Genomic DNA, 21954 nt, shown 5'->3' on the forward strand with positions numbered 1-21954 from the left:
AACCCATGTGGTCAGGGCACTAGGCCGTCTCTTTCGGATCTTGCCGGGCCCGCGACGCCCGGCACCGCACCTCGCCGCGTTGTCGGGCCCGCCCCGGTACGTCCAGTACAAGGACGACCCTCCGCCTTGCGATCCACGGCACTGGACGCCGCGGGCTCGGCCGACAAGATCCGAAAGAGACGGCCTAGCGCGTCCAGTTCTTAAGGGAAGACGCGATCTCCCGGACATCGACCTGGCCGCCAGCCACCCGCTCGACGAGGTCGACGGCCTCCTTGGTCGTCACGTTGACCGGCAGCCCGGAAGCATTCAGATACGCAGCAGCCACCGCCGCCGCGAACAGCTCGTTAGAGTGCTCCAGCGCCGGGACGCGTACGAGCTGCTGCAGCAGCGCAGCAGCCCGGTGGTGGGGCTGGCCGTAGACCGGCTGTGTGTCCATTACACGGAAGCCGTGCCGTGCCCGGGCGGCTTCAAGGGCTCCCCAGTCCACGACCTCAGGGTCGCCGGGGAGCTCCTGATGCGCGATGTCGAGCAGCCAGGCCAGATCGATCTGCAGGAACATGCCCATGCCGCGGGCTCAGGCCGCAGTGGCGCTGTGGTCGGCCGGGCCGCCGAAGTGCTGGGCAAAGCCCTCTGCGTGCTGGCCGATGAAGGACCGCGCGCCCTCCACGAAACGGCCTCGGGTCAGGTCGGCGTCCAGCACCTCGCCGACGTACGCCTCGGCCGGCAGCCGCTTCTCCGCCGCGGCACGCTCCAGCTGCGCGTACTTCTCGTCGCTGATCTCAATACGGATTTCCCGAGCCATGCCACCACCGTAGCGGTCAGGCGCGCTGTCCGGCAGGGGAACGGTCGCGGCGAGGTCCCGGGTGATCTCCCCGCGATCACCCGGACCACGGGGATATGCCTGACCCAGCCCTGACTGCGGAGCACCCCAGCTTCGCACGGACGATCGCGGCAGCCAGGGCAGCAGGCGCGTCGGCGGGGAGCAACTCCGGTGCACCGGCCCATTGATCAGAGGTGCCCCGGTGGCATGTCACACGGTGAGCTGTCGCTGTCCAACGGGCCCAGGCGCGGCATCGAGACGGGTGTAGAACTCCGGCGCGTTGATCGACTCCCGTGCCGGGGCTGACAGGCGGGCCAGGATTCGGGGAAGGGACCGTTCCCGTGCAGCTTCGCTGCGGTGGGCCAAGATCGCGGCCAACTTCTGCTTCGACCAGACGGTCACGTCGACCGTCCTTGGCCTTCATCGACCGGCTCCTGGCCACGCTCGTCCACCTTCGCCACGGTGTCACTCACGACGAGCCGGCGTGCTGGTTCGGCGTCGACCGTTCCACGATCACCCGGGCGATCGGCGACGTGCGGCCACTGCTCGAAACCCGCGGCTGCACCATCGCGGCCGACATCATCGACGGCACCGAGATCCGGGTTCTCAGGCCCGCCGTCGGCTGCAAGGACCGGGAGAAGTTCATCTCCGGCAAGAACAAGCAGAACGCCGTCAAGGCCATGGTTCTTACCGACGCCAGCGGCAGGAGCCTGTTCTGTGGTCCGGCCCATCCGGCAAGCTGTGCCGACATTACCCACGCCCGGCAGTTACGGACTGGCCCTGCGGGCGCGGAGTGTGCTGTCGGTGCGGGGGAGAGGAGCGGGCAGGGCGCAGACGGCGAGAGCGGGCGGGCCGAGGGGGCTCAGGCTGTGGCCGGCGCAGGGCTCTCGGGGGCCTCCGGGGTCCGGGCGGGGATCTCGACCTCGATCTCGGCCTCGGGACGGGGGATGCGGTGCAGCCCCCTGCGGTCGTAGAGGTGGGTGATCGTGAAGCCGAAGATCAGCGCTGCGACGAGGGCGACGCCCATCGATGCCCACGCCCGGGTCAGGCCCGCGTCGGCCTGGGCCCCGTAGTAGAGCAGGGAGCGGAGCCCCTCGGTGATCTGGCGCAGCGGTTCGAACTGGGCGAGGGCGCGGAAGAACCCGGGCAGTGCCTGGACGGGCACGGTGGCGCCGGAGGAGGGGACGGCCATCGCGACGAAGACGATGGTGGCGAGCAGCATGCCGGGGGTGCCGAAGGCGGCGAACAGGGCCAGGCTGCCGATGCCGACGACCGCGATGGTGGCGACCGAGTAGAGCCACAGCTGGTCCAGGTGGGAGGCGTCCATGTCGAGGATGCCGACCGTGGCGACCTCGACCAGGGTGCCCATGACCAGTGACAGACCGAGCATGAGCGCCATGCCGATGGCCAGAGTGCGGACGCGGCTGGTGTGCTGGACGGGTTCGCGCTTGCGGAAGGGACCGAAGTCGGTGTGCAGGTAGCCGAGCGCGGTGTCGACCTGGGAGTTGACCACGTTGGCGCCGAGCATGCCGCAGACGACCAGGACCAGCGCGTAGTAGAAGGCGCTCAGGCCCATGGCGCTGCGGGGTCCGACGGGGTGGCCGTCGGCGACGGAAACGGTCACCGGGTCGGCCAGCTTGAGCTGGGCGGCCGTCGGGAGGGGGGTCTTCTGGGCTCCGGCCTGCTTGAGCAGTTCCTGGCCGAGCTTGGCGGAGGCAGCGTGGGCGGCCTTCTGCGCGGCCTGCGATGCCATGGAGGAACCGATGCTGCCGGCGGCCTGGTTGGTCAGCACGGTCAGGGTCGGCTGGGTTGCCTTGCCCTGGGGGGCGGGCTGCGGGGCGGCGAGCCCGGTCACCGTGGCCGAGAAGTCGTCGGGGATGACGAGGGCGCCGAAGACCTTGCCCTTGCCCAACCGCTTGTCGGCTTCCTCGCGGTTCACGAACTGCCAGTCGATGCTCCTGTCGCCCTTGGCCGCCTGCTGGATCCCGGAGACGACCTGCTCGCCGATGTTGACATGGCGGCCGCCCGCGTCGGCGCCGCGGTCGGCGTTGACCACGGCCACGGGCAGGTCGCGCAGGTTGCCCCTGGGGTTGACGTTGCCGCCGACGTAGAGCAGGGCGAACAGCATCGAGACCACTGCGGCGATGAGCCCCGTTCCGATCCACAGCTGAGGTCGGCGGAGCACGGAGGGGGGCGGCGTGGGCTGAGGCATCGATTCTCCGGTGCGGCTGCATTCGTGAAACTGGATACTTGAAGTATCCAGCTACTGGATAGTGGCAGTATCTTGTTGTGGTGTCCAATCGTCGATGCCGAGTACCGGGCCGTACGACCGGGAGGGAAGCCGCATGAAGATCTCGGAGCTCAGCCGGCGGACCGGCGTGCCGGTCGCCAGCATCAAGTACTTCCTGCGGCAGGGTCTCCTGCCCGCAGGGCGGGCGACGGCCGCGACCCTGGCCGAGTACGGGGAGGAGCACGTGCAGCGGCTGCGGCTCATCAAGGCGCTGACCACGCTCGGCGGCCTGTCCATCGCCGCTACCCGCGACGTGCTCGGGGCCGTCGACCAGGCCCACAGCGCCGAGGGCGCCCTCGGCGCGGTCAGCTACGCGCTCCCGGTGCCGGTCGCGTCCCTGCACGACGCAGACCCTGGCGAGGAGGCCGAGGGTGAGGCGGCCGCCGGAGCCGAGGTGGCGGAGCTGCTCGCGGCCCTGGACTGGCAGGCGCCGGGTACGTCACCGCACGTGAAGGCGCTGACGACGGCGCTGAAGGAATTGCGGAGGCTGGACGCGCAGTACGCCCCGGGGGAGCTCGCCGCCTACGCGCGGCTGGCAGAGCAGGTGGCTCTGCTGGACCTGGAGCGCGCGGCCGACATCGACGACCCGGTGTCGCTGGCCGAGCGGGCGGTCGTCGTCCTCGCGATCTGCGCCCCGGTGTTCGAGCTGCTGCGGCGTCTCGCCCAGGAGGACCAGGTCAGGCGCCGAGTCGCGGGGGGCGGCGGGGGCGGCGGTGAGTACGCGGCGCCACGTTAGCGCCGGTACGAAGGGCGGCCACGCCGGGAACCAAGGCCTGCCCCCGACGAGCCCAAGCGCCGTGTGGCAGCCCGCCGCAGGCCGTACGTCCGGCCGTAGTGCGGCTGGGTCGCCAGTCTCGCGTCCACCACCCGGCCCGGCCTTTCCGCTTTTGGGTCGTGCTGGACGAATCGGCACTGCGCAGTGTGGTCGGCAGCCGCGAGATCATGCGCGAACAACTCGACCACCTGAACCGCCTCGGCGAGCAGCCGCACATCACCGTGCAGGCGCTCCCGCACAGTGCGGGAGCCCAACGGGGATGGTGTATCTGGAGCGCTTCACCAGTGACCTCTACCTGGCGAAACGATCCGACGTTTGGCACTACGGCGCCCTGTTCGACCACCTGCGGAGCCGGGGCCCTGAGCCCGGAGCACACCCGCACCTTCATCACCCGCGCCGCCCACGGGCTGCCGGACACCGCATCGCTGTCCGGCCGGCGTGATCGCCGTCGAACGAAGTGCCGCAAGGAAACCCGACCCGACGCCAGGCGGTATTCCTGCGTTCCGGCATCGTGCGGTGGCGGCCGGGGCCGAGTCCCGTCGGCCGCGGCACTCGACGGACTGACCCCGACCCCGCCTCCCTGCAAGGCGTGAGCGAGCACCGCCCCCGGGAACGAGCCTGGTGGCAGCGTCGCCAGTGGGACCGATCGAGCTGGTGGGCCGTTCCGTGGACGGTCCGGCCTTCTCACCGGGCGGGGGCAGGGTCGGTCAGAGGTAGAGGTCGATCGTGAAGCGCCTCGTGCCCGTACCGATCGTGTCGGCGTGGACCGAGCCACGAGCCCGGTCGTATTTCCCGGTGCCGCCGGTGATCGCGTTGTCGAAGGAGGGGGGAGGGCCCGGGTTGAGGATGCCGAAGTACATCCCCTGCACGGTGAGCTGGCCGTCCGGGAGGGTGTAGGTCACGACGCACTCCTCCGCTCCGCCGCTGTCCCCCGGCAGCGCCGCCCGGGTGGTGGTGCAGAAGCCGCCGGTCTCGCCGACCTGGTTGCCGGCCTGGTCGGAGAGGATCGAGCGGACGACGGTCCGGTCACCCTGGGCGGCCGGACCGCCGGGGTTGACGGGGAAGCGCGTCTGCTCCGCGAGCCGGCCGATGAGTGTGATGACCTGGTGTTTGCCCTTGTCACGAGCGGAATCGTTGTCCGTCGCGGCGGCCGCGAGAGGGGCGCAGGCGAGGAGGGTGACCAGCGCAGTGGCCGTTCCGAGACAGGCCGATCTGATGGGGCGCATCGTGTGGCTCCTGATGTTGACGCTCATGGAGGGTCCGGTGATGAAACGGTCATGCGATTTCATTCATAGCCTCGGCTCTGCCGCCGCCCGGGACGCCCCGGCACGACCCACCGGCAGATCCGACCAATCGGACCAACCCGGGACGTGAGACGGCCCGCCCGACCGGACAAGTCGCGCGGGGCCGATGATCACTGGTGGCCGTCGCATGCCCGAGACGCTCTCAACCAGCAAAATCGCGATCTAAGGCTGGAGTATTAGGGCCTGTTGTGAAAGTCATGGTCGCGTGGGGTCTGGCATTCATGGGGGGCGTTGTCAGTGGTGCTGTGCATGATCGGCGCGTCAGCTTTCGCGGAGGTAGGGAAGTGCCATGCCGATCACAAACCAGCAGGTAGCGGGACACGCGTTCCTGAGGGAGTTGTACGACGACTCGTACTTCCCTGATCACCTGGTCGGCCAGGGGGAGGCGATCCTGTTGCGGCTGTGCGAGTGCATTGAGGCAGAGCAGCCGTCGGACCTGGCGAGCGTGTATGCACTCACCCAGGCTGCGACGGAGGAGTTCAACCTGCTGGACAGGGAGTTCGTGGCGGCCGGGAGCGGGATCGAGACGGTTGCGCGTGAGTGGATCTGTGACGAGTTCCGTCTCGTCGCGTCGGCATACGGGTTCACGAACGCGGATGGGGAGGAGCTGACCGCCGGCCGGGACTGGTGAACGAGGACGGGAAGGCCGGCTCCGGTCAAAGCCATTCGTAAGGACTGCGACCAGGACGGTCGCCTCATAGCGGACGGCGAGCTTGATGTCCCTATGGACGTCAAGTAGCGGCGCCGGCGGTTCCTGTCTGGTCAGCCGGAGTGGGCGCGGAGACGAGAAGTCGGTAGATCTCTCGTGCGACGTAGCGTTTGAGGCAGCGGATGATCTCGCGGCGTGTCTTGCCCTCGGTCAGACGTCGTTGCAGGTAGTCGCGGGTGCGGTCGTCCCAGCGCAGACGGCTGAGACTCCGCGGACTTCCAGCAGGGCGGGCGTACTGACTTCGACGGCCTCGGCTATCCGCTTGTTGAGGTCGTCGATCTCCTCGGGCAGGTGCCGGATGCGGCGGGCCAGCAGCCGCAAGGTGTGACGAGCGGCCCCGGCCGGCCCCCTCACATGAGGGGTCGAGGTTGGCGCACCGCTTGAACAGGTGCGGGTTGCTCAGCCCGGCGAACGACTCGCGGAGGGCCGAGTCCGCTGAGACCAGGATGCTCTTGAGCTGGTTGATCACCTGGGTCCTGGACTTGATCAGTCAGCACGGGCGGGCTGCGGCCTCGGTGTCGATGGCATCGGTCTTGCCGTGACGGCGTCGGGCGGCCTTGTCGGCTGGTTGACCTCGGTCACCTCGATGCCCTCGGCACGCAGGTGACTGGTCAGAGCGGCTCCGTAAGAGCCGGTGCACTCGACGCCGGCCCGCCGCAGGACGCCGAATGGCCGTTCCCAGTCGCGGAGTTGCCGGTAGCCGTGGGCGGTCGCGGGGAAGCTGCGACCGCCCACGGCGGCGCAGAGCACAGTGATGCCGGCTGCGGCGTGGACGTCTTTGATGCGTATCCACGCCGAGCAGGACGTCCTCGGTGTCCGCCGGAACGTGACACGGGGCGGTGGACTGCGTGATTGCTGGTCAAGGTCGCCTGTCTCCTGATCGCCTCGGGAACCGGTGGCCGTCGCCGGGCCGGGAGCGGTCAAGACTGTGACGGTGCCTGTCGCGACGGCCCCTATCGGGACACGGCCCCTGCCCGGCAGCAGCGAGTACCACCTCGAGCAGTGGCCGACAGATCGAACTCAAGGCACCAGGGCCAGTCGTATCGCGAGTCAGGCCACTGCCCGAAGCGACACCCCAAATATCCTCACAGGGGGGCGTCCAAGGCTGTACCAACTCCCCCGGCGGTTCGGTACGCCCGACGGCGACCGCCTTTCCACCGTCCCACCTTGCCGCCTCCGACGCAGCCGGGAGACAGCGCGCCACCCGGGCCGGCAGCGGCGGTCTTGTCCTCCGCTGCAGCAAGCGGCCGTCACCAATTCCGAGACTCTCTGATCCCGGCGGCCAGCAGGCCGGCACTGTGCTGGTATGGCTGACGCTGGATTGCCACTCCGGTGCAGGGGTGCGGTACTTGAGTCGCTGAGTCATGCGAATGGGGAAGGGTCACACCTATGTCTGACGGCCCAGTGAATGTCGAGGTCGCGGAAGGCCCAGCGGTCAGGGGCGTGACGGGCAACGGAATCGCCATCGAAGGGATTTCAGGTGCAGGAGAGCCTCCCGACACGTTCGACGGCGGAGCACCTGGTGTGTTCGGCAAAAGCTCTTCGGGAGCAGGCGGTGTATTCGAAGGCGGATCCTTGGGACCTGGGCTGACTGCCACGGCCAGCTCGTCCACTGGAGCGGGTGGTGTTTTCGTGCGCCTCCAAGGCCACGGTCTCACCGCGACCACGAAAGCCAATAAGACGAGTGCCGCTGTATTCGAGTCGAAGAGGGCTGGCCAGATTCGACTGAATCCACATAGGGTGAAATTCGATGCGGTTACTTCCTCTCCGAAGCTGCCGAGCATGGGGAAAAGCGGTGAGATCAAAGCCCTGGTAGACACGAATGGGAACTGTTCCATCTGGCTCTGCGTGAAGCGCTCCGAGATTTCGGGTGATCCCCCGCAGCCGCTCGGCACAGTGGTGTGAGATCCAGCTGGGCCCGGCCATGGGAGGGACGGAGTGACAGCCTGAGGGCGCGGGGAGCACAGAACAACGGGTGGCGGTCGTGGTGTCAGATCACCGGAGGGCGGCCCAGTCGGGTCATCTTCCATACCGTCCGCCACCGCATGGGCCGCCTCGGCGGGCACGGCACCCGGAGGCCTTCGATGAAGCCGGCCCACCAGGCCGTGAGGCCGGACAGCGGGGGCCGCTGCACCAGCGTGTACGCGGCCCAGGTTGCGAGGTAGACCGGGATCAGGATGGCGGGCAGGTGGCGTTTGGCCAGCCAGACGCGGTTGCGGGCGGTGTTGCGGTAGTACACCGTGTGCCGGGATGCCTCGGTGCGGGGGTGTTGCAGCACCATGTCCGCCCGGTAGTCGATCTCCCAGTCGGCGTCCAGGGCCCGCCAGGCGAAATCGGTCTCCTCGTGGGCGTAGAAGAATTGGGTGGGGAAGTCGCCGACCTCGTCGATGACGCTCATGCGGATGGCGTGGCCGCCGCCGAGGAAGGTGGTCACCGGCCCGGACACCAGCGGGTTCTTGCCACCCAGACGGGGGACGTGCCTGCGCTGGCTCGCTCCGGTCTCGTCCGCGATGCGGAAGCCCGCGACACCCAGGCGCGGCCTGTCGGCGAAGGCTTCCCGGATGAGTTGGAAGGTGTCGGTGCGGGGGAGCAGGCCGTCGTCGTCCAGGACCACCACGACGTCCACGCCGCCCAGCTTGCGCAGCCGGTCCACGCCGGCGTTCCGGCCGCCGGGGATGCCCAGATTCTCCGGCAGCTCCACACCGTCGACATCGTCCGGGAGGGGTGGGAGTTTCACGCCCTGGCCGAGCACCACGACGGTTGCAGGATCGCCTTCTTGAGCGGTCACGGAGGCCAGCAGGGCTCCCAGTTCCGCGGGCCGGTCGCCCATGGTCAGGACCACAACCCCGATCTTCGGCATTCTGCTGTCTGTTCCTTTCACACCTGATTGCTGAGGAGTTCGGTGGCACGCCGGCTCAGGCCGGCCGCGCCGGCCACACCCCGCTTGCGGTACCGGGCCGCAGCCGCCTGCATTTCCCTGACCGCCTGTCGGTTGCGGTCGGAGACCACGCCGCCCATGAAGTCCAGCGACCGGGCCCACAGGCCGACGGCTTCCTCGTGCCGGTACTGCCCGGCCACGGACTTCCCCAGGTTGGCCATGGTCAGCCCGTGCTTGAGCTGGTACGTGCCGGGCGTGCGGCCCGCCAGGGCCCGCCGGTAGTGGCGTTCGGCCGCCGTGTGGTCCTTCATCGCGGTCAGGGTCCTGCCCATGTGCGAGGCGACCGTGGCCGCCACCGGCCCCGAGGCGGCGGCGTAGGCCGGGACCGGGTCGCGGGTGTCCGTCACGGCGTCCTCGGCCGCCAGCAGTGCACGGGCCGCCTTCGCTGCCTGGCCGCTGGCCCCGTACGCCCTGGCGCACGTCACCAACAGCAGCGCCTCGGTCTGCCGGTCGACCTTCCCCGCAGCTCGGTGCAGCGCGGCTTCGGCCAGCTCGGGGCACGAGCCGGGGTGGCCCAGGTCCAGGGCCTGGTGGGTGAGGGCTCGCATCATCCACGCGGCGTGGCCGTTCGGGTCGGCCTCGCAGGCGAGTTGGTAGCCCAGCAGGTAGTAGTGCTGGGCGGCGCCCTCCCGCCCGAGGTCGTGGTGTTTCCAGCCGACCAGGCAGGCCAGCTGGGCCGCAGCCCCGAACGCCTCGGAGCGGACCGTGGTGGAGGGGAACCGGGCGGTCAGCATCGGTGCGACGGTGTCGGTCAGGTAGGCGGTGACAGTGGTCAGGCCGTGGCCGCCGCCCATGCGTTCGTCCACGCTGCGGAACGTCTCGGTCAGCTGCTGGACCGTTGTCACCTCGGTCGGGCCGACGCTTTTGCCGGTCTCGGCCGCCCTGAGCGTCGCGGCGACCGCTTCGTGGTCGTAGGCCAGCGGCAGGCCGACGACGGCGGCAGTGAACGCGGCACCGAGGAAGTCGCGGCGACGTTGCATGACGGATCTCCCGAGATCGGCGATGGCGGCCAGTGGATCTCCTTCCATGGCCCCGCCGACTTCGCAGCCTAAACCGATCTCGGCCACCGTCACCCGCCGCTTCGTCCTTCTCGTCAGGGCCTCGGCGATGTAGAACGGCGTCCGGCCGGACGGTGTACCCCCGGCGACCCAGTACGCGACGGCCGACGGCCCGGTACTCAACCGCTGGCCGGCCTCGGCCGCCACCGAGCGGATCTCCCTGGCCAGCGCGTAGTACGTGGCCCCGGACTCGGCGATCACATCCGCCAACGCGCGGTTCGGCGTCCGGTCCTCTGCCAACGTCGGGCCCCCTCGGAATCGATCTTGAACGGGTTGAACGGGTTGCCGCTTCGCCCACGGTACTCACTTTCGGTGCTGGCGAGTTGACTGTTCATCACGCCGCCCGGGGGCTGCGCCACCGGTCCGTCCGATGGAGCCCACCCCTGCCCCGGGCGGCGCCCGCCGGGGAGGCGGTCCCGAGCCGGCCCGGTTCGCACCCTCCCCGCAACCCGGCCTTCCGCTGCATCCGAGGAGATCACCGTGAGCCTGACCGACGCCGACCTGTCCGCTGCCCTTGCCGGTTCGACCGTGGTGGTCACCGGGGGCGGGGGCCTGGTCGGCTCCCGCATCACCGCCCGGCTTCGCGCGGCCGGTGCCCGCGTCCTCGCCGTGGGCAAGCTCGACGCCTACCCCGCCACCGTCTACGCCGACCTGTTCGACGTCCACACCACCGACCGCGACACCATCGTCGGCGACATCGCCGACCCCACGCTCATGGACCACATCGTCAGGAAAGCGGACTACGTGATCCATGCCGCCGCCGTCGCCGACGTGGCCGCCTGCACCCGCAACCCGATGGCCGCGATCGAGACCAACGTCACCGGTACCCAGGTCCTCCTGGACGCGGTCCGCCGTTGCAACGCCCGCGTGCGCCGGTTCGTGTTCGTCTCCTCGGCGGCCGTCTACGGCAACGGCGACCCGGGGCGCCACGACGTGCAGCGCTGGCAAGAAGACCTGCCCCTGGCCCCGCTGTCGGTGTACGCGAACACGAAAGCCTGGGGCGAGGCACAGACCGCACTCGTGCTGGGCCAGGCCAACGTCTCTCACACCTCGGTCCGCTACTTCTCCGTCTACGGCGAACCCCAGACCGTCAAGGAGGGATCACACTCCTGGGTGGTCGCCTGGATGGCGATGCGCGCGAAGCTCGGCCTTCCCCTGTACCTGAACGGAGGCGGCCGACAGGTTCGCGACTTCGTCCACGTCGAAGACATCGCCGCCGCCACCATCGGGGCCATGCTCGCCCGCGGCGCAGACCGCCAGACCCTCAACATCGGCACCGGCCAGGCCACGTCCATCGCCGACGTGGCCCACCTCATCCGCAACCACTACCCCGACGCCGAGTTCCAGGACCGCCCGCTTCCCGCAGGCGACCCGCTCGGCGGAACGGCCTGCACGGCCCGCATGACCGCCGCCCTGGACTGGGAACCTCGCATCACGGTGACCGAGGGCGTGGCCCGCTACGTCGCCTGGCTCGACAACACCCCCGCCGCCCTGCCCGACTTCCTGCGCCGAGAGGCCGCCGAAGCGGCCTGAATTGCGCCCGCCCCGACGACGACCAGGAGGCGAACCAGATGCCCGAATCCATCCTCATCGGTGACTACGTCCACAGCCCCGCAGCATCCGGGCTGGACACCACCGGCTACGCCAAGATCGGCGACTTCGAGCTCTCCGACTTCCTCACCCGCTGGGAGGCCCTCCACGACGACGCCCTGCAGGTCCTGCCCGAGCGAATCCACCCCACCGCACGGATCCACCCCACCGCCATCATCGGTGAAGACTCCATCATCGGGCCCGGAGTCCGCGTCCACGAGTTCTCGACCGTCCGCAAGCGCTCCGTCCTTGCAGCCGGAGTCTCGGTCGGTTTCGGATGCGAAGTCACCCACTCCTTCGTCGGGGAGAACACCGTTCTCGGCCACCAGGTCGGCATCGGGCACTCCATCATCGGGACCGAAGCCCACCTGTCCGCGAACCTCGTGATCGCGGCGATCAGCCTGTGGAACTACGACATGCGCGTACCCGTCAAGGAGATCGTCCTTCACGGCACCGGCGACGAACCGCCCTACCGGTGCCCAACGCCCCGATTCGGAGGCCTGATCGGGGACCACGTCCAGACCGGCAGCATGATCACCCTCGGCCCCGGTATCGCCGTGGGCCGGCACTCGGTCATCGCCGCGAGCGTCTGCATGGGCAGCAGCATCGTGCCCGCTGCCAGCGCCGTACGATCCGCCTCACCCGGGGTCACCATCGAACCCCGCCGCACCTGACCCGCTGCCCCACCGACGGCCCCGCACCGCACTTCCCGGGCCCGGGGCACCACCTGCAGGCCACCATCCCCGGCAGGATCGACCAGCTCGGGAAGCACAGCGCACCGGCTTGCTCGGTCCGGCCCGGGATCCGGTCGACGTTCTCGCGCTGATCGACGAGATTGCCGATACCTGGGCCGGTCGGCCGGAGATCGGCGCCGCCGCGGCCAGGCAAGCCGACGACGCTTCCATCGAGGTACGCCGCACAGCCCTTGGTCACCGCCGTCGAGTGCCCCCCCCCCCCGCAGCTGAACCTGCCGACTGAGGGTGCAGGGGGACAGTGCTGGTGCCGGTACCGGCGGCCGTTCGACCACGATCGTCTCGAGGCAGTTTCCGGGGACGGGCAGGACGCCTCACAGCACCGTCCCGGCCGTGACGGCGTCCGCGCCTGGCGTGGGTGTCATGGACGACATCGCAGCCGAGATCGACGACTACCTCGACCGCTACGCCGGCACCCTCACCTCCTACGACGCCCAGGCGGCCGCCGCTCTGTGGGGAAGTCCCGGCATGATCCTCAACGACGAGCAGGGCGCGGGCGTTCTCGAATCCCGGGAAGCCATGGCCAGAGGGCTGGAACAGTCCTACGCCCTCTACCGCAGGCTCGGCCTGGCCTCCGTCGGATTCGAGCGCCTGAGCCATGAACAGCTCAGCGCCACGATCTACCTCGTGCGCGTCCGATGGCTCTTCTACGACCAGGACGGCAACCGGATGACCGACAGTCTCGCCAGCTACATCCTGCGCCGCGGCGACGGCGGCCCGAGGGCGTTCGTGTGCGTCCCCGCCGACGACGTCGAGAAGCTCCAAGCCCTTGCCGCCGAGAAAGGCGTCAGCTTGTTCGACGAGACCCTGGGGGAAGGCCAGCCGCACGAGAATCCGGCCTGACGACAAGTCTTCGCCGGGCCGGCACGCGGCCGGGCCCGCTACCCGAACAGCTGGAAGCACTCCTGGCCGAGACGGCCGAGCAACTGACCACCACGACCCTGGACGCGCCGCTGGAGCCTGTGCGACGACGGCGGGGCTCACAGGGGTGCCGCCGGACTCGCTGGTGGTGGTCGGCGGCGGGCACAGTACCCGCCGGTTCCGGCTTGATGATCCGTGGTTGGTCCTGGCCGAGGACGCGGCGGGGGAGGACTGGTCAATGGCCCGACCGTGGAGGTTCTCGCTGACGCCGGCCATCGGGGCCTGGGTGCTCAGACCGGCGCACCAGTCCGGGGGGTTCTTCTTGAACTTGCGGTGCGGTGGCGTCACGACGCGGCCAACCATGCACGAGCTCGTCAGTCCCGGCCGCCGCCGGCGCTGTCCAGGGCTGTGATGACGGCTCCGCTGTGCAGCCGCGCCGTCAGGGTGGCCTGGGTCGCAGGTGCGGGTGTGGTCAGGGAGCGGCCGGAGGCTCGGGCGGGGACGGGACCGATGGCGGTGATCTCCGCGACCTCGCGGCTGCCCGCGGCGAGCAGGTAGGGGCGGCCCGACGGCGCGCGCCACACCGTGCCCGCGAGGACGTGCTGCCCGAAGCGGCCGCAGGCGGCGGTGGCACGGGCCCGTGTCACGGACACCGACGGCCCGGCGGCCGGGCGCAGGCGTACCTCGACATCGCCCTGCCCCGTCCAGTGCGTGGCGCGGCTGCACGACCAGACGGCCCGTCCGGCGTTCTCGGGGAGGTCGGCCGTGGCGAAGTCCCACAGGTTCACCGACCGTACGGCGCGAGCGTCCACCCCCTGCAGTGTGCAGGCCTCCTGCGCCCAGCGTTCCAGGGCGGCGGGCCCCGTGGCCTCCCGGGGCTGCCGGGCGGGCACGGCGTCGGCGCCCTCCGCGAGCGGCGTGTACGTGAGGTGGACCGGGAGCAGGCCGCCGAGGTCGGCGAGGAGGAAGGAGTGCTTCTCCACGATCCGCGCCGAGGAGGCGACCTCCAGTACGGGCCGGCTGCCGCATGGTCCGTCCGCGCGGGGCACACGGGCGAGGACCGTGCCGTCGCGGTCGATCGGCAGCGTGCGGGTGGGCCCGGCGGGAGCGGCCAGGTCCCGTTCGGCGGCGGTCGTGATCCAGGGGGCGAGCAACTGCCGCGCCGTGTCGCCGGTTCGGCCGAGAGTGAGCGCGGCGGCGGTGGTGACGCCGGCGTCGTCCACCCGGGAGACGTCGAGGGATCGGCGGCGGCCGTCGTGTTCGGTGTACCGGACGATGCGGTCTGCGTCGAGGAGGACGACGACGGAGGCCCCGCCCCTGGCCCCTGCGGAGCCGTCGGCATCTCCCGCGTACAGCAGGTGCGGTGGGCGCACGGGAGGTTCGGCCGGGGTCGCGGGGGAGACGGTCACCGCAGTGCCCTTGGGTGGCGCGGCCCAGGTGCCGAGGGCACGGGTGAGGAGGGTGCTGTCGTCCGTACGGGAGCCCCGGGCCGGCCACGCGGTGAAGTCCACCCTGCCCGTGTCGGACCAGGCCTGGGCGGGGACACGGACCAGTCTGCCGGGGTCCAGGGCGGTCCGGGCGGCGGGGGAGCCCGTGTAGGGCCCGGAGGCGGTCGGATCGGGACCTTCGTCGGCTGCTGCCCGGCCGAGGACGGCGCCGAGGACCAGCACGCCGGTTGCCGCCCAGGCGGCGCGGACCCGGTTGCGGCGGCGGAGCAGGTCCGAGGGGCGGGTGTTGACCGCAGTGGCATCGAGCGCGGTGGGGTGGGGGAGGGCCGCGTACGGGCCCGCTTCTCCGGCGCGAGCCGTGACGTCGACGGGGCCGGCCGGGACTCGGAGGGCTTCGCGGACAGAGGCCGCCGCGTCACGGATGCCGGCGTGCTCCAGTACGCGTACCGCGCCGGGTTCGTCCAGCCCGTCGAGCCGGCACAGTACGTGGGCTGCCCGGGCGGGCGGGGCCAGCGCGGCCAGGGTACGGGCGACCTCGTCGAGGCCCTCCGCCGCGGGCCACATCCGCAGCCCCCACACCCACGGCGGCAACGGCAGGGGCAGGCTCCCCGGCCCACTGACACGCCGGACCACTTCGGCCCGTACGGCCGTCAGGGTGTCGAGCCGGTCCTCACCACCGGGGCCGGCACCGGCGCCGGTGCCGACGCCGTGGCTGCCGCGGCCGGCGGAGCGCAGGGCCTGCTGGACGGCCCGATGGGCGCGCAGCACACGCGAGTGCCGGTCGAGGGAGGTGGGCAGCGAGAGGTAGGCCAGACGCACGAGTTGGGGGTAACGCTCGACGATGACGGCCTCGGCCTGCCGCACGGAGGCCCTGGATCCTTTTCGTAGTCCCACGATGCGGACAACGAGTGAATCATGGGATGGTCACATTCCCAGCCGCCGGGCCCGCCGGATGAGCGGCGTTCTCCGGCCCGACGCACACGGCTTCGGTCCGGGCCGGTTCCGTCTCCTGGTGCGGGGCGGGGGGATTGGGGGCGGTGGTGTTCCCGGGGTGGGGTGTGAAGTGGATACGGTCTGTTCATGGATCTGAATGGGCCGGGGCGGCGGCGAGGGCATGTTCTGCTGATAGCGGGGGATGTGGCGGCGCGCCGTCGGGCGGTGCAGCTGGTTCCCAGCGCGAATCTGGCGGCGTTGGCGATGGTGCCGGCTTCGGTGTTGCTGGGTAGTGAGGTGCCGACCGACACGGTGTGCCTGGACGGGTCGCGTGATCCGAACACGGTTCTGGCGCGGCTGCGTTCGGCGGCTGCTGCCCCGGGTCCGCTGCTGGTGTATCTGTCGGGCCGGCTGACGGCGGATCGGCGGGGGCGCCGTCTGTACTTCGCGTTGGCGGGGACCACGGCCTCGGCCGTGCGCTATACGGCGGTGCCCTGGGAGTGGTTGGGCGGTGAGCTGCGGGCGCGTCCGGCGGGTCTGACCACGGTGCTCCTGGATCTCGCTGCGGACCGGGACGCGTGGCCGTTGCTGCGGGAGTCCGGCAGTCTGCCGGTTTCGCCGGGTGCGGACGTGTACGGGGTGGTGTGCCCGCCGGGGTTCGCGGCGGGTGACGGATTGGTGAGCGGCTACACGCGTCAGTGGATCGATCAGTTGCGGCGTTCTCCGGTGCGGCCCTCGGATGTGCAGCTGCATGCGCTCGCGGCGGGGGCCGCGGGGTTGCCGCCGGGTGCGTTGGTCCTGCCGACCGCCCGCGAGCTGGGCATGCGTCCCGGCCCGCCACCGCAGCAGCAGCGGCCGATGTCACAACCACTGCGACAGCAGGAGGAGTTGCGGTCGCAGGAGGGGGAGTACCGGCAGACCCGGCCCGTCCCGTACCCCGCTTCCCACCCCGGCTCCGCCCCTGTCCGGGTTTCGGATGCCGGTCCGGCCCCGGACGTCGTTCCGGGCGCGACTCCGGTCGGGGATCCCGCCGTGGTCCCGGCGGTGGCGCCGGGAGGGGATCCGCGGCCTTACATCCACGCGTTGGCGTCGGAGGGCCGGCACGGTGAGGCGGCTGCTCTGGCAGGGGCCTGGGAGGAGTACGTGCGGGGGGTGTACGGAGGGTCCTCGTCGCAGGCGGTGGAGTGGGTGGAGATCCGTGCGGATCTGGCGCGGATGGCCGGCGATTTCGGGCCGGCGGCGCGGTTGTGGATGGGGGCGTGCCGGGTTCGGCTGGCGGGGCGGGGCGGGGATGAGCCGGAGGTGCTCGCGGCGGCGGCAGGCGCCCTGTACTGCTGGACGCGGCTGGCGCAGAGGGAAGCGGTGGTGGAGGTGGGGGTGGAACTCGTGGCCGTGCTGAGGGTGCTGCCCGGGCTGGATCCGCGCTATCTGGAGCTGGCGCGGGCGCGACTCTCGGCGTGGGAGGAGTCCGGCCTGCCTCGCCCCGTCCGTAGCTGAGCCCGCAGCGGCTGGCCCCGGCGGGACCGGCCGCTCCGGGCGTGGTGGCGGCCGGTCCGGGATGCGGCATGACGCGGTGCGGGCGCTGTTCGCCGCGGGGACGGTCGGCGGGCAGGTTCCACGCTTGTGCCCAGGGCGTGTCAACGGGCCGCGGCGGGGGAGAGCCGCCCGGACGGGACCACGTGACGGCGTCCGCGGAAGGAGGGCGGCGAGCTACCCCGGTGGGAGCCGGTCGCGGCACGGCTTCTGGTTCCCGTGCAGCGAAACGTCAACTCCCGCCGTCACTCGGGATGAGCCACCGCGTCCTTCTGCAGTTCCACGGCGGCCAGCAGGCTCAGCTTCGGCTCCGCCTTCCGCAACGCCTTCACCGCGGCGACCGAACCGATGTCTCCCGTGAATCCGACGGCGGCCAGCCGGGACCGGACCCAGCGGGCGCGCAGCTGGGTCTCGCCGGCGGTGGCGGCGGCCTCGACAAGTGCGGCTGCGCGTTCCAGGCCCGGGCGCTCTTCGGGTGAGGCGTCGTTCAGCGCCTGGTGCAGGGATGCCGCGATCGTGTCCGCATCACGGATCAGCAGGACGAAATTGTGCTCGGTGCTCATGCGCAGGAATCCAGTCATACGGGTCATCGTGGCCGTCGTGTTCCGTGCACAGCAAGGGACTTGAGGAGCCGCAGAGGTTCGGCCGTGGTTTCGCCCACCGGCGCCGCGCCGCGTCGACCCGCATCGGCCCGGTCCGCCGAGATCCTCGACCGCATGGCCGTACTCGGCCCCCTACGGCGCGGAGTACGGCCCCCGTGCACCGGTGGCTGGTGCACCTGCGAGGTCCTCACCGAGTCCTGTGTACGTGAGCGGGTCGGCTGAAGGTCCCCCCGAAAGGGACGGCAGCGGCGTCCTCGGGCGCGCGGCGGCCCGGGACGGGCGCGTGCCGGAGACCGGGCAGTACGGCTGAGGATCCGTCATGGCTCAGTCCCGCAGGGCGTGGGCGAGGGCGGCCGGCCGGGCGCGCCCGTGATCTCGGCCGTGACCTGGGCCCGTTAGCGATCCCGCGAAGCCCTCGTGCCTGTCGTGACCATGGCCTGCCCCCACCTCACCCATTTGGCTACACCCTCACGAATTGGTGAGAAGTCATCACGCACCTGTTGACGCGTCACTCGCAGGAGCGTTACAACTTCTAACGAGAACATGACTCTCTCTCAATCGAGTGACGGTCACGCAACCGACCGAGGAGAACTACATGTCCCGCGCCCGCACCGCTGCGTTATCCGTCCCGCTCGTGCTCGGCCTCCTGTGTGCCGCCGCCGCGCCCGCCGGGGCCGCCGGGGCCGCCAACTCCCCGGCCCCGCATGCCTCCCGTCCGGACACGCCCCTCACCTGTCGTGGCCGGGGAGTCGACCCGGACGCCCTCGTCCGCCACCGGACCGAGGTCGTCATCGCTGCCCCGCTGCGCACGGTCTGGAAGATCCAGACCGATGTGGAGCGCTGGCCGTCCTGGCAGACCCCCGTCGAGTCCGTGCAGCGGCTCGACCACGGCCCCCTCCGTAAGGGCTCGGCGTTCCGGTGGACGATGCCGATCCCTCCCAACCCGTCAACTCCCGCCACCAGCCTGGAGATCACGTCGACCGTCCGTCAGATCGAGCGTGACGCGTGCCTTCGCTGGACCGGTCCCGCGGTCGGCGAAGGACTGCGTATCGAAGGCGTCCACGTATGGACCTTCACCAGGGTCAGGGGCGGTGTCCTCGTGCGGACCGAGGAGACCCACACCGGCGCCCAGGTCGAGGCGAACGTCCCCGTCGCGACCCGGCTCCTCCGCGAAGGTCTGGAGGCGTGGCTGCACGACCTCAAGTCCGAGGCCGAGGCCGAGGCCCAGGCACGGGCCGGGGCCCAGGCCGGAGCCCGCGCCGCCGCGCGCTGACGAGGACCGGGTCAGGGCGTCCGGTCGGGGGTTCGTTTCTCGCAGAACGCCCGGGCGCCTTCGGTTGCCGCGTCGGTGTGGAAGACGGGGCCGGTGAGCGGGTCCTGGGCGGTGAACGCGCAGTGGTCGTCGAGGTCCCGCGTGACCCGGACGACCTGCCGCGTGGTGCGGACCGCTTGCGGGGAGTTGGCGCGGATCCGTCCGGCGAGGGCGAGCGCGCCGTCCAGAGCCTTGCCTTCGCCCGTGAGGTGGTTGACGAGCCCGTGACGGGCGGCCTCCGGAGCCGTCAGCGGGGAGGCCGTCAGGAGCATTTCCATGGCCAGGTGATGGGGGACGCGGCCGGGAAGACGGATCGCTCCGCCCTCGGAGGCGACGAGCCCGCGGGCGACTTCGGGCAGTGCGAAGAACGCCGCGTCGGCTGCGGTGATGAGGTCGCAGGCGAGGACGAGTTCAAAGCCGCCCGCGACCGCGGCCCCTTCGACGGCGGCGATGACCGGCTTGGACCGGTGGGCGCGGGTCAGTCCGGCCAGTCCCCGGTCGGCCACCCGCGGGACGCCCTCGGTGGGGAAGGCCTTGAGGTCCATGCCGGAGCAGAAGTGGCCGCCGGCCCCGGTCAGCACGCCGACCTCCCATCGCGGGTCGTCCTCCAGCATCCTGAGCGCGGCATCGACGGCGTCGGCGAGGGCCTGGTCGATGGCGTTGCGGACGTGGGGCCGGTTGAGGGTGATGACCAGGACGCCGTCGCGCGACGAGGTCAGCACCGGATCCGTGGAATGCGTGTTCATCATGTCGACCGCGGTGGCGACGAATCCCGGACCGGGGTCCGGCGCGCCAAGCCGCGCGGCCTGCTCGGGATGGCCCAGCAGGGCGAGCATCCCGTTCCCGATCAGGTTCATCGTGGTGTCGTCGCCGACCAGCAGCAGGAGGTAGGCCGTCGAGCGCAGCTCCTCCTCACTCATCGCCCCACTCTCGTCGCCCGCCCGCACCAGAGCGCCCAGCAGATCGACCCCGCTGCCTTCGCCCCCGGACCGCTTCCCGTCGATCAGGGCGTCGAGCAGGGCGTGCAGGTCCCGTTCCGCGCGAGCTGCGTCCGTGGACGCGCCGGGGGCGATCGTGGACATGAGGGTCTCCCGGGTCGCCGCCGTATCGAGACGGTCGGGGACTCCGAGAATCGCGCAGATCATCCGGAACGTCAGCGGCGCCGCGAAGTCCGCGATCAGGTCCACGTGCACGCTGTGCTCGACCCGGTCCAGCAACCGGTGCGCGACCCGAGTGATGAAAGGTTCCAGCAAGGCGATCCGGCGCGGTACGAACGCCGAGTTCACCAGCGCCCGAAGCCGGGCGTGGTCCGGCGGATCGGCGTGCACCAGGTGCCGGTTCAGCCCCGCCGGCCCCGGCACGTATCCGGGGACGCGGCCCGGGTGCTTGCTCAGGCAGGCATCGGTCAGCAGGGCCCGTACGTCGTCATAGCGGGAGACCTGCCACAGCGCGGGCCGGCCCACGCGCCGTTCGACATGGGCGGGCGCGCAGCGGCGCAGCCACGCGAAATACGGGTACGGGTCACGCAGCCGGGCCGCCACCAGCTCGGCGGGCGGATCTGCGGGGACGAGAGAGGAAAAGGAATCTCCGAGGTGAACGGGTTGATCAACACCCCACCAAACGAAACCGGCCACGCCCGGAAACGGCAGCGCACTTCTCACCCGGCGCACCACGGTCCGGCTCGGAAGGACAACAGCACGCCCGGCGCACGCGACGGCCGTCACCACGGACGTCCCGAGTGGTTTCGAGTGGTCCCGCCGTGCTGCGTTGTCGGGGGAGCAACAGCGCGTGCTGGGCGTTCGGTGGCACGCGTGGTGTGCGCGGGTGCGTCGGGTGAGTGTCCGCGCTCCCTGTCGGGGGCCGGATGCGGACGGCAGGGTGGTGGTCGGTGATCGGTGATCGGGAGAAACGATGCGGCTGACGCGGCACTCGTGCGGGTCGGACGCGGACGTTGCCACTGGAGGCCGCCGTGCGACGGCCGGGTGGCTGCTCGCCCGGCGGCGGCCCTGACTGTGCGTTCCGGGGGGAGGGTTGACGATGGACTCGAAGGACTCACTTCGTTACGAGGGCCGGGTGGCGGTGGTGACCGGCGCGGGCCGCGGGCCGGGTCGGGAATACGCGCTGCTCCTCGCGGCGCGCGGCGCCCGGGTGGTCGTCAACGACGTCGGGACGGGCATCGACGGCCGTGGAGCCTCCAGCCGGTGCTCAGGCCGATGGAGGTGCGTCTGCTCCGGCTGCCGGTGATGCCGGTTCCGCAACGGAGCCTCGGTGCGGCTCGGTGTCGCTCACGGCGGACGGCAGCCGGGCGGCGCGGACCCGTTGCCGCCTGAAGGCCGGAACACCCAACAACCCGAAGCCGAGGACCGCTGCTGTGAGATGGCCGATCGTGGTGAAGTCCGGCAGCGGCCCGGTCGTCCATTCGGCACCGCCGAGAGGCCACGCGAGGACGAAGGCGGCCCAAGGGAGGCGGCCCAGGCGCGGCAGGGCGAGTGTGCCGATCGCCAGCACTGTCTGGGCGCCGTAACTGACCCCGAAGTCCAAGGCCTGCCGCACGTCCGCCGGATACCAGCCGTGCTGCAGCGCGACGGTGATGACGAGAGCGGTGAGCAGGGTGGCCGCGACATGCCCGCCGAGGAACACGGCTACGGCGCGCGGCGCTCCCCACCGGTGCTCCGCCCAGGCCAGGAAGCAGCAGACACCGAGGCCCAGGGTGATGAACGTACCGATGAAGTCGGTCGAGGCGACATCCGTGAGCGTACCGTCGAAGAACAGCACGCTGCCGAGCAGCGCGGACAACGGATGGTCCTGCAGATTGTCCAGGTTGGTGCTGACGTAGCCCAACACACTGTCCGCCCGATCGGTGGACAACCCGTACATGACCCAGGCGTGGCCTACCAGGAGCAGGCAGACATAGGCGAGGGTCAGCGGCGCACGGCGCGGGTACCCCCGCACGACGCGCAGTGGTCCGGCCCAAGGGGCCCACAGTGACTGAGAGTTCATACCGTGGCATTCTCCACGTCGAACCGAGG

General features: G+C 70.9%; 20 protein-coding genes and 1 pseudogene. 10 read left to right on the plus strand and 11 right to left on the minus strand.

Annotation, left to right across the window (positions count from 1 at the left end; translation table 11 throughout):
- Positions 1-184 precede the first annotated feature (184 nt).
- Positions 185-559: a fic family toxin-antitoxin system, toxin component gene (locus OG373_RS39925; protein ID WP_405444375.1), complete on the minus strand. Its 375-nt coding sequence runs from the start codon at positions 557-559 to the stop codon at positions 185-187.
- A gap of 15 nt (positions 560-574) precedes the next feature.
- Positions 575-802 carry a hypothetical protein gene (locus tag OG373_RS39930; RefSeq protein WP_397739140.1) on the minus strand — a complete coding sequence of 76 codons (228 nt, stop codon included), beginning with the start codon at positions 800-802 and terminating at the stop codon, positions 575-577.
- 359 nt (positions 803-1161) lie between these two features.
- On the opposite strand from OG373_RS39930, the gene OG373_RS39935 reads away from it, so the two are divergent.
- Positions 1162-1794 (plus strand): transposase family protein, encoded by a 633-nt coding sequence (locus OG373_RS39935; RefSeq protein WP_405443812.1) that lies wholly within the window; start codon positions 1162-1164, stop codon positions 1792-1794.
- Here the strand turns inward: OG373_RS39935 and OG373_RS39940 are convergent.
- Entirely contained in the window at positions 1683-3032 is a 1350-nt protein-coding gene (locus OG373_RS39940) for a YhgE/Pip domain-containing protein (RefSeq protein ID WP_405443813.1), read from the minus strand. The genes OG373_RS39935 and OG373_RS39940 overlap by 112 nt on opposite strands.
- A 133-nt stretch (positions 3033-3165) precedes the next feature.
- Here OG373_RS39940 and OG373_RS39945 point away from each other — a divergent pair, with 133 nt between their 5' ends.
- Together OG373_RS39945 and OG373_RS39950 are read left to right on the plus strand one after the other, a co-directional pair.
- Entirely contained in the window at positions 3166-3846 is a 681-nt protein-coding gene (locus OG373_RS39945) for a MerR family transcriptional regulator (protein ID WP_397739134.1), read from the plus strand.
- An 80-nt stretch (positions 3847-3926) separates the two neighbouring features.
- Positions 3927-4478: pseudogene (locus OG373_RS39950) on the plus strand (Scr1 family TA system antitoxin-like transcriptional regulator); the annotation flags it as partial.
- A gap of 114 nt (positions 4479-4592) precedes the next feature.
- Here the strand turns inward: OG373_RS39950 and OG373_RS39955 are convergent.
- Entirely contained in the window at positions 4593-5111 is a 519-nt protein-coding gene (locus OG373_RS39955; protein WP_405443814.1) for an allene oxide cyclase barrel-like domain-containing protein, read from the minus strand.
- 367 nt (positions 5112-5478) lie between these two features.
- On the opposite strand from OG373_RS39955, the gene OG373_RS39960 reads away from it, so the two are divergent.
- Positions 5479-5820, plus strand: a complete 342-nt coding sequence (locus OG373_RS39960; RefSeq protein WP_405443815.1) for a DUF5713 family protein — start codon at positions 5479-5481, stop codon at positions 5818-5820.
- Between the two features lie 228 nt (positions 5821-6048).
- On the opposite strand, the gene OG373_RS39965 is transcribed toward OG373_RS39960, so the two are convergent.
- The 3 genes from OG373_RS39965 to OG373_RS39975 form a co-directional block, all read right to left on the minus strand.
- A complete protein-coding gene (locus OG373_RS39965) occupies positions 6049-6219 on the minus strand; it encodes a hypothetical protein (protein WP_405443816.1) in 171 nt (56 codons plus the stop codon).
- 1669 nt (positions 6220-7888) lie between these two features.
- Positions 7889-8758 (minus strand): glycosyltransferase family 2 protein, encoded by an 870-nt coding sequence (locus OG373_RS39970; protein WP_405443817.1) that lies wholly within the window; start codon positions 8756-8758, stop codon positions 7889-7891.
- Positions 8759-8775: 17 nt separating this feature from the next.
- Positions 8776-10134 (minus strand): tetratricopeptide repeat protein, encoded by a 1359-nt coding sequence (locus OG373_RS39975; protein WP_405443818.1) that lies wholly within the window; start codon positions 10132-10134, stop codon positions 8776-8778.
- A gap of 240 nt (positions 10135-10374) precedes the next feature.
- On the opposite strand from OG373_RS39975, the gene OG373_RS39980 reads away from it, so the two are divergent.
- From OG373_RS39980 to OG373_RS39995, 4 genes are all read left to right on the plus strand, one after another.
- Positions 10375-11427, plus strand: a complete 1053-nt coding sequence (locus OG373_RS39980) for an NAD-dependent epimerase/dehydratase family protein (protein ID WP_405443820.1) — start codon at positions 10375-10377, stop codon at positions 11425-11427.
- A gap of 38 nt (positions 11428-11465) precedes the next feature.
- Positions 11466-12158 carry a transferase gene (locus OG373_RS39985; protein ID WP_405443822.1) on the plus strand — a complete coding sequence of 231 codons (693 nt, stop codon included), beginning with the start codon at positions 11466-11468 and terminating at the stop codon, positions 12156-12158.
- 109 nt (positions 12159-12267) lie between these two features.
- The gene (locus OG373_RS39990) at positions 12268-12462 is read left to right on the plus strand and encodes a hypothetical protein (RefSeq protein ID WP_405443824.1); all 195 of its coding nucleotides are present in this window, start codon (positions 12268-12270) and stop codon (positions 12460-12462) included.
- 137 nt (positions 12463-12599) lie between these two features.
- Entirely contained in the window at positions 12600-13079 is a 480-nt protein-coding gene (locus OG373_RS39995) for a hypothetical protein (RefSeq protein WP_405443826.1), read from the plus strand.
- Positions 13080-13471: 392 nt separating this feature from the next.
- Here OG373_RS39995 and OG373_RS40000 read toward each other — a convergent pair whose 3' ends face one another.
- Complete coding sequence (locus tag OG373_RS40000) at positions 13472-15409, minus strand: hypothetical protein (RefSeq protein ID WP_405443828.1); 1938 nt, start codon at positions 15407-15409, stop codon at positions 13472-13474.
- Positions 15410-15625: 216 nt separating this feature from the next.
- Between OG373_RS40000 and OG373_RS40005 the strand changes: the two genes are divergently transcribed.
- Positions 15626-16975 (plus strand): hypothetical protein, encoded by a 1350-nt coding sequence (locus tag OG373_RS40005; protein WP_405443829.1) that lies wholly within the window; start codon positions 15626-15628, stop codon positions 16973-16975.
- 281 nt (positions 16976-17256) lie between these two features.
- Here the strand turns inward: OG373_RS40005 and OG373_RS40010 are convergent, their stop codons facing one another.
- Complete coding sequence (locus tag OG373_RS40010) at positions 17257-17592, minus strand: hypothetical protein (RefSeq protein ID WP_405443830.1); 336 nt, start codon at positions 17590-17592, stop codon at positions 17257-17259.
- 616 nt (positions 17593-18208) lie between these two features.
- Between OG373_RS40010 and OG373_RS40015 the strand changes: the two genes are divergently transcribed.
- Positions 18209-18886 (plus strand): SRPBCC family protein, encoded by a 678-nt coding sequence (locus tag OG373_RS40015; protein ID WP_405443831.1) that lies wholly within the window; start codon positions 18209-18211, stop codon positions 18884-18886.
- Between the two features lie 11 nt (positions 18887-18897).
- Here OG373_RS40015 and OG373_RS40020 read toward each other — a convergent pair whose 3' ends face one another.
- Positions 18898-20466, minus strand: a complete 1569-nt coding sequence (locus OG373_RS40020; protein ID WP_405443832.1) for a crotonase/enoyl-CoA hydratase family protein — start codon at positions 20464-20466, stop codon at positions 18898-18900.
- A 664-nt stretch (positions 20467-21130) separates the two neighbouring features.
- The gene (locus tag OG373_RS40025) at positions 21131-21925 is read right to left on the minus strand and encodes a rhomboid-like protein (protein WP_405443833.1); all 795 of its coding nucleotides are present in this window, start codon (positions 21923-21925) and stop codon (positions 21131-21133) included.
- Positions 21926-21954 lie beyond the last annotated feature (29 nt).

Origin of the sequence: Streptomyces avidinii (assembly GCF_045161815.1) — a bacterium.
Lineage (GTDB): Bacteria > Actinomycetota > Actinomycetes > Streptomycetales > Streptomycetaceae > Streptomyces > Streptomyces avidinii.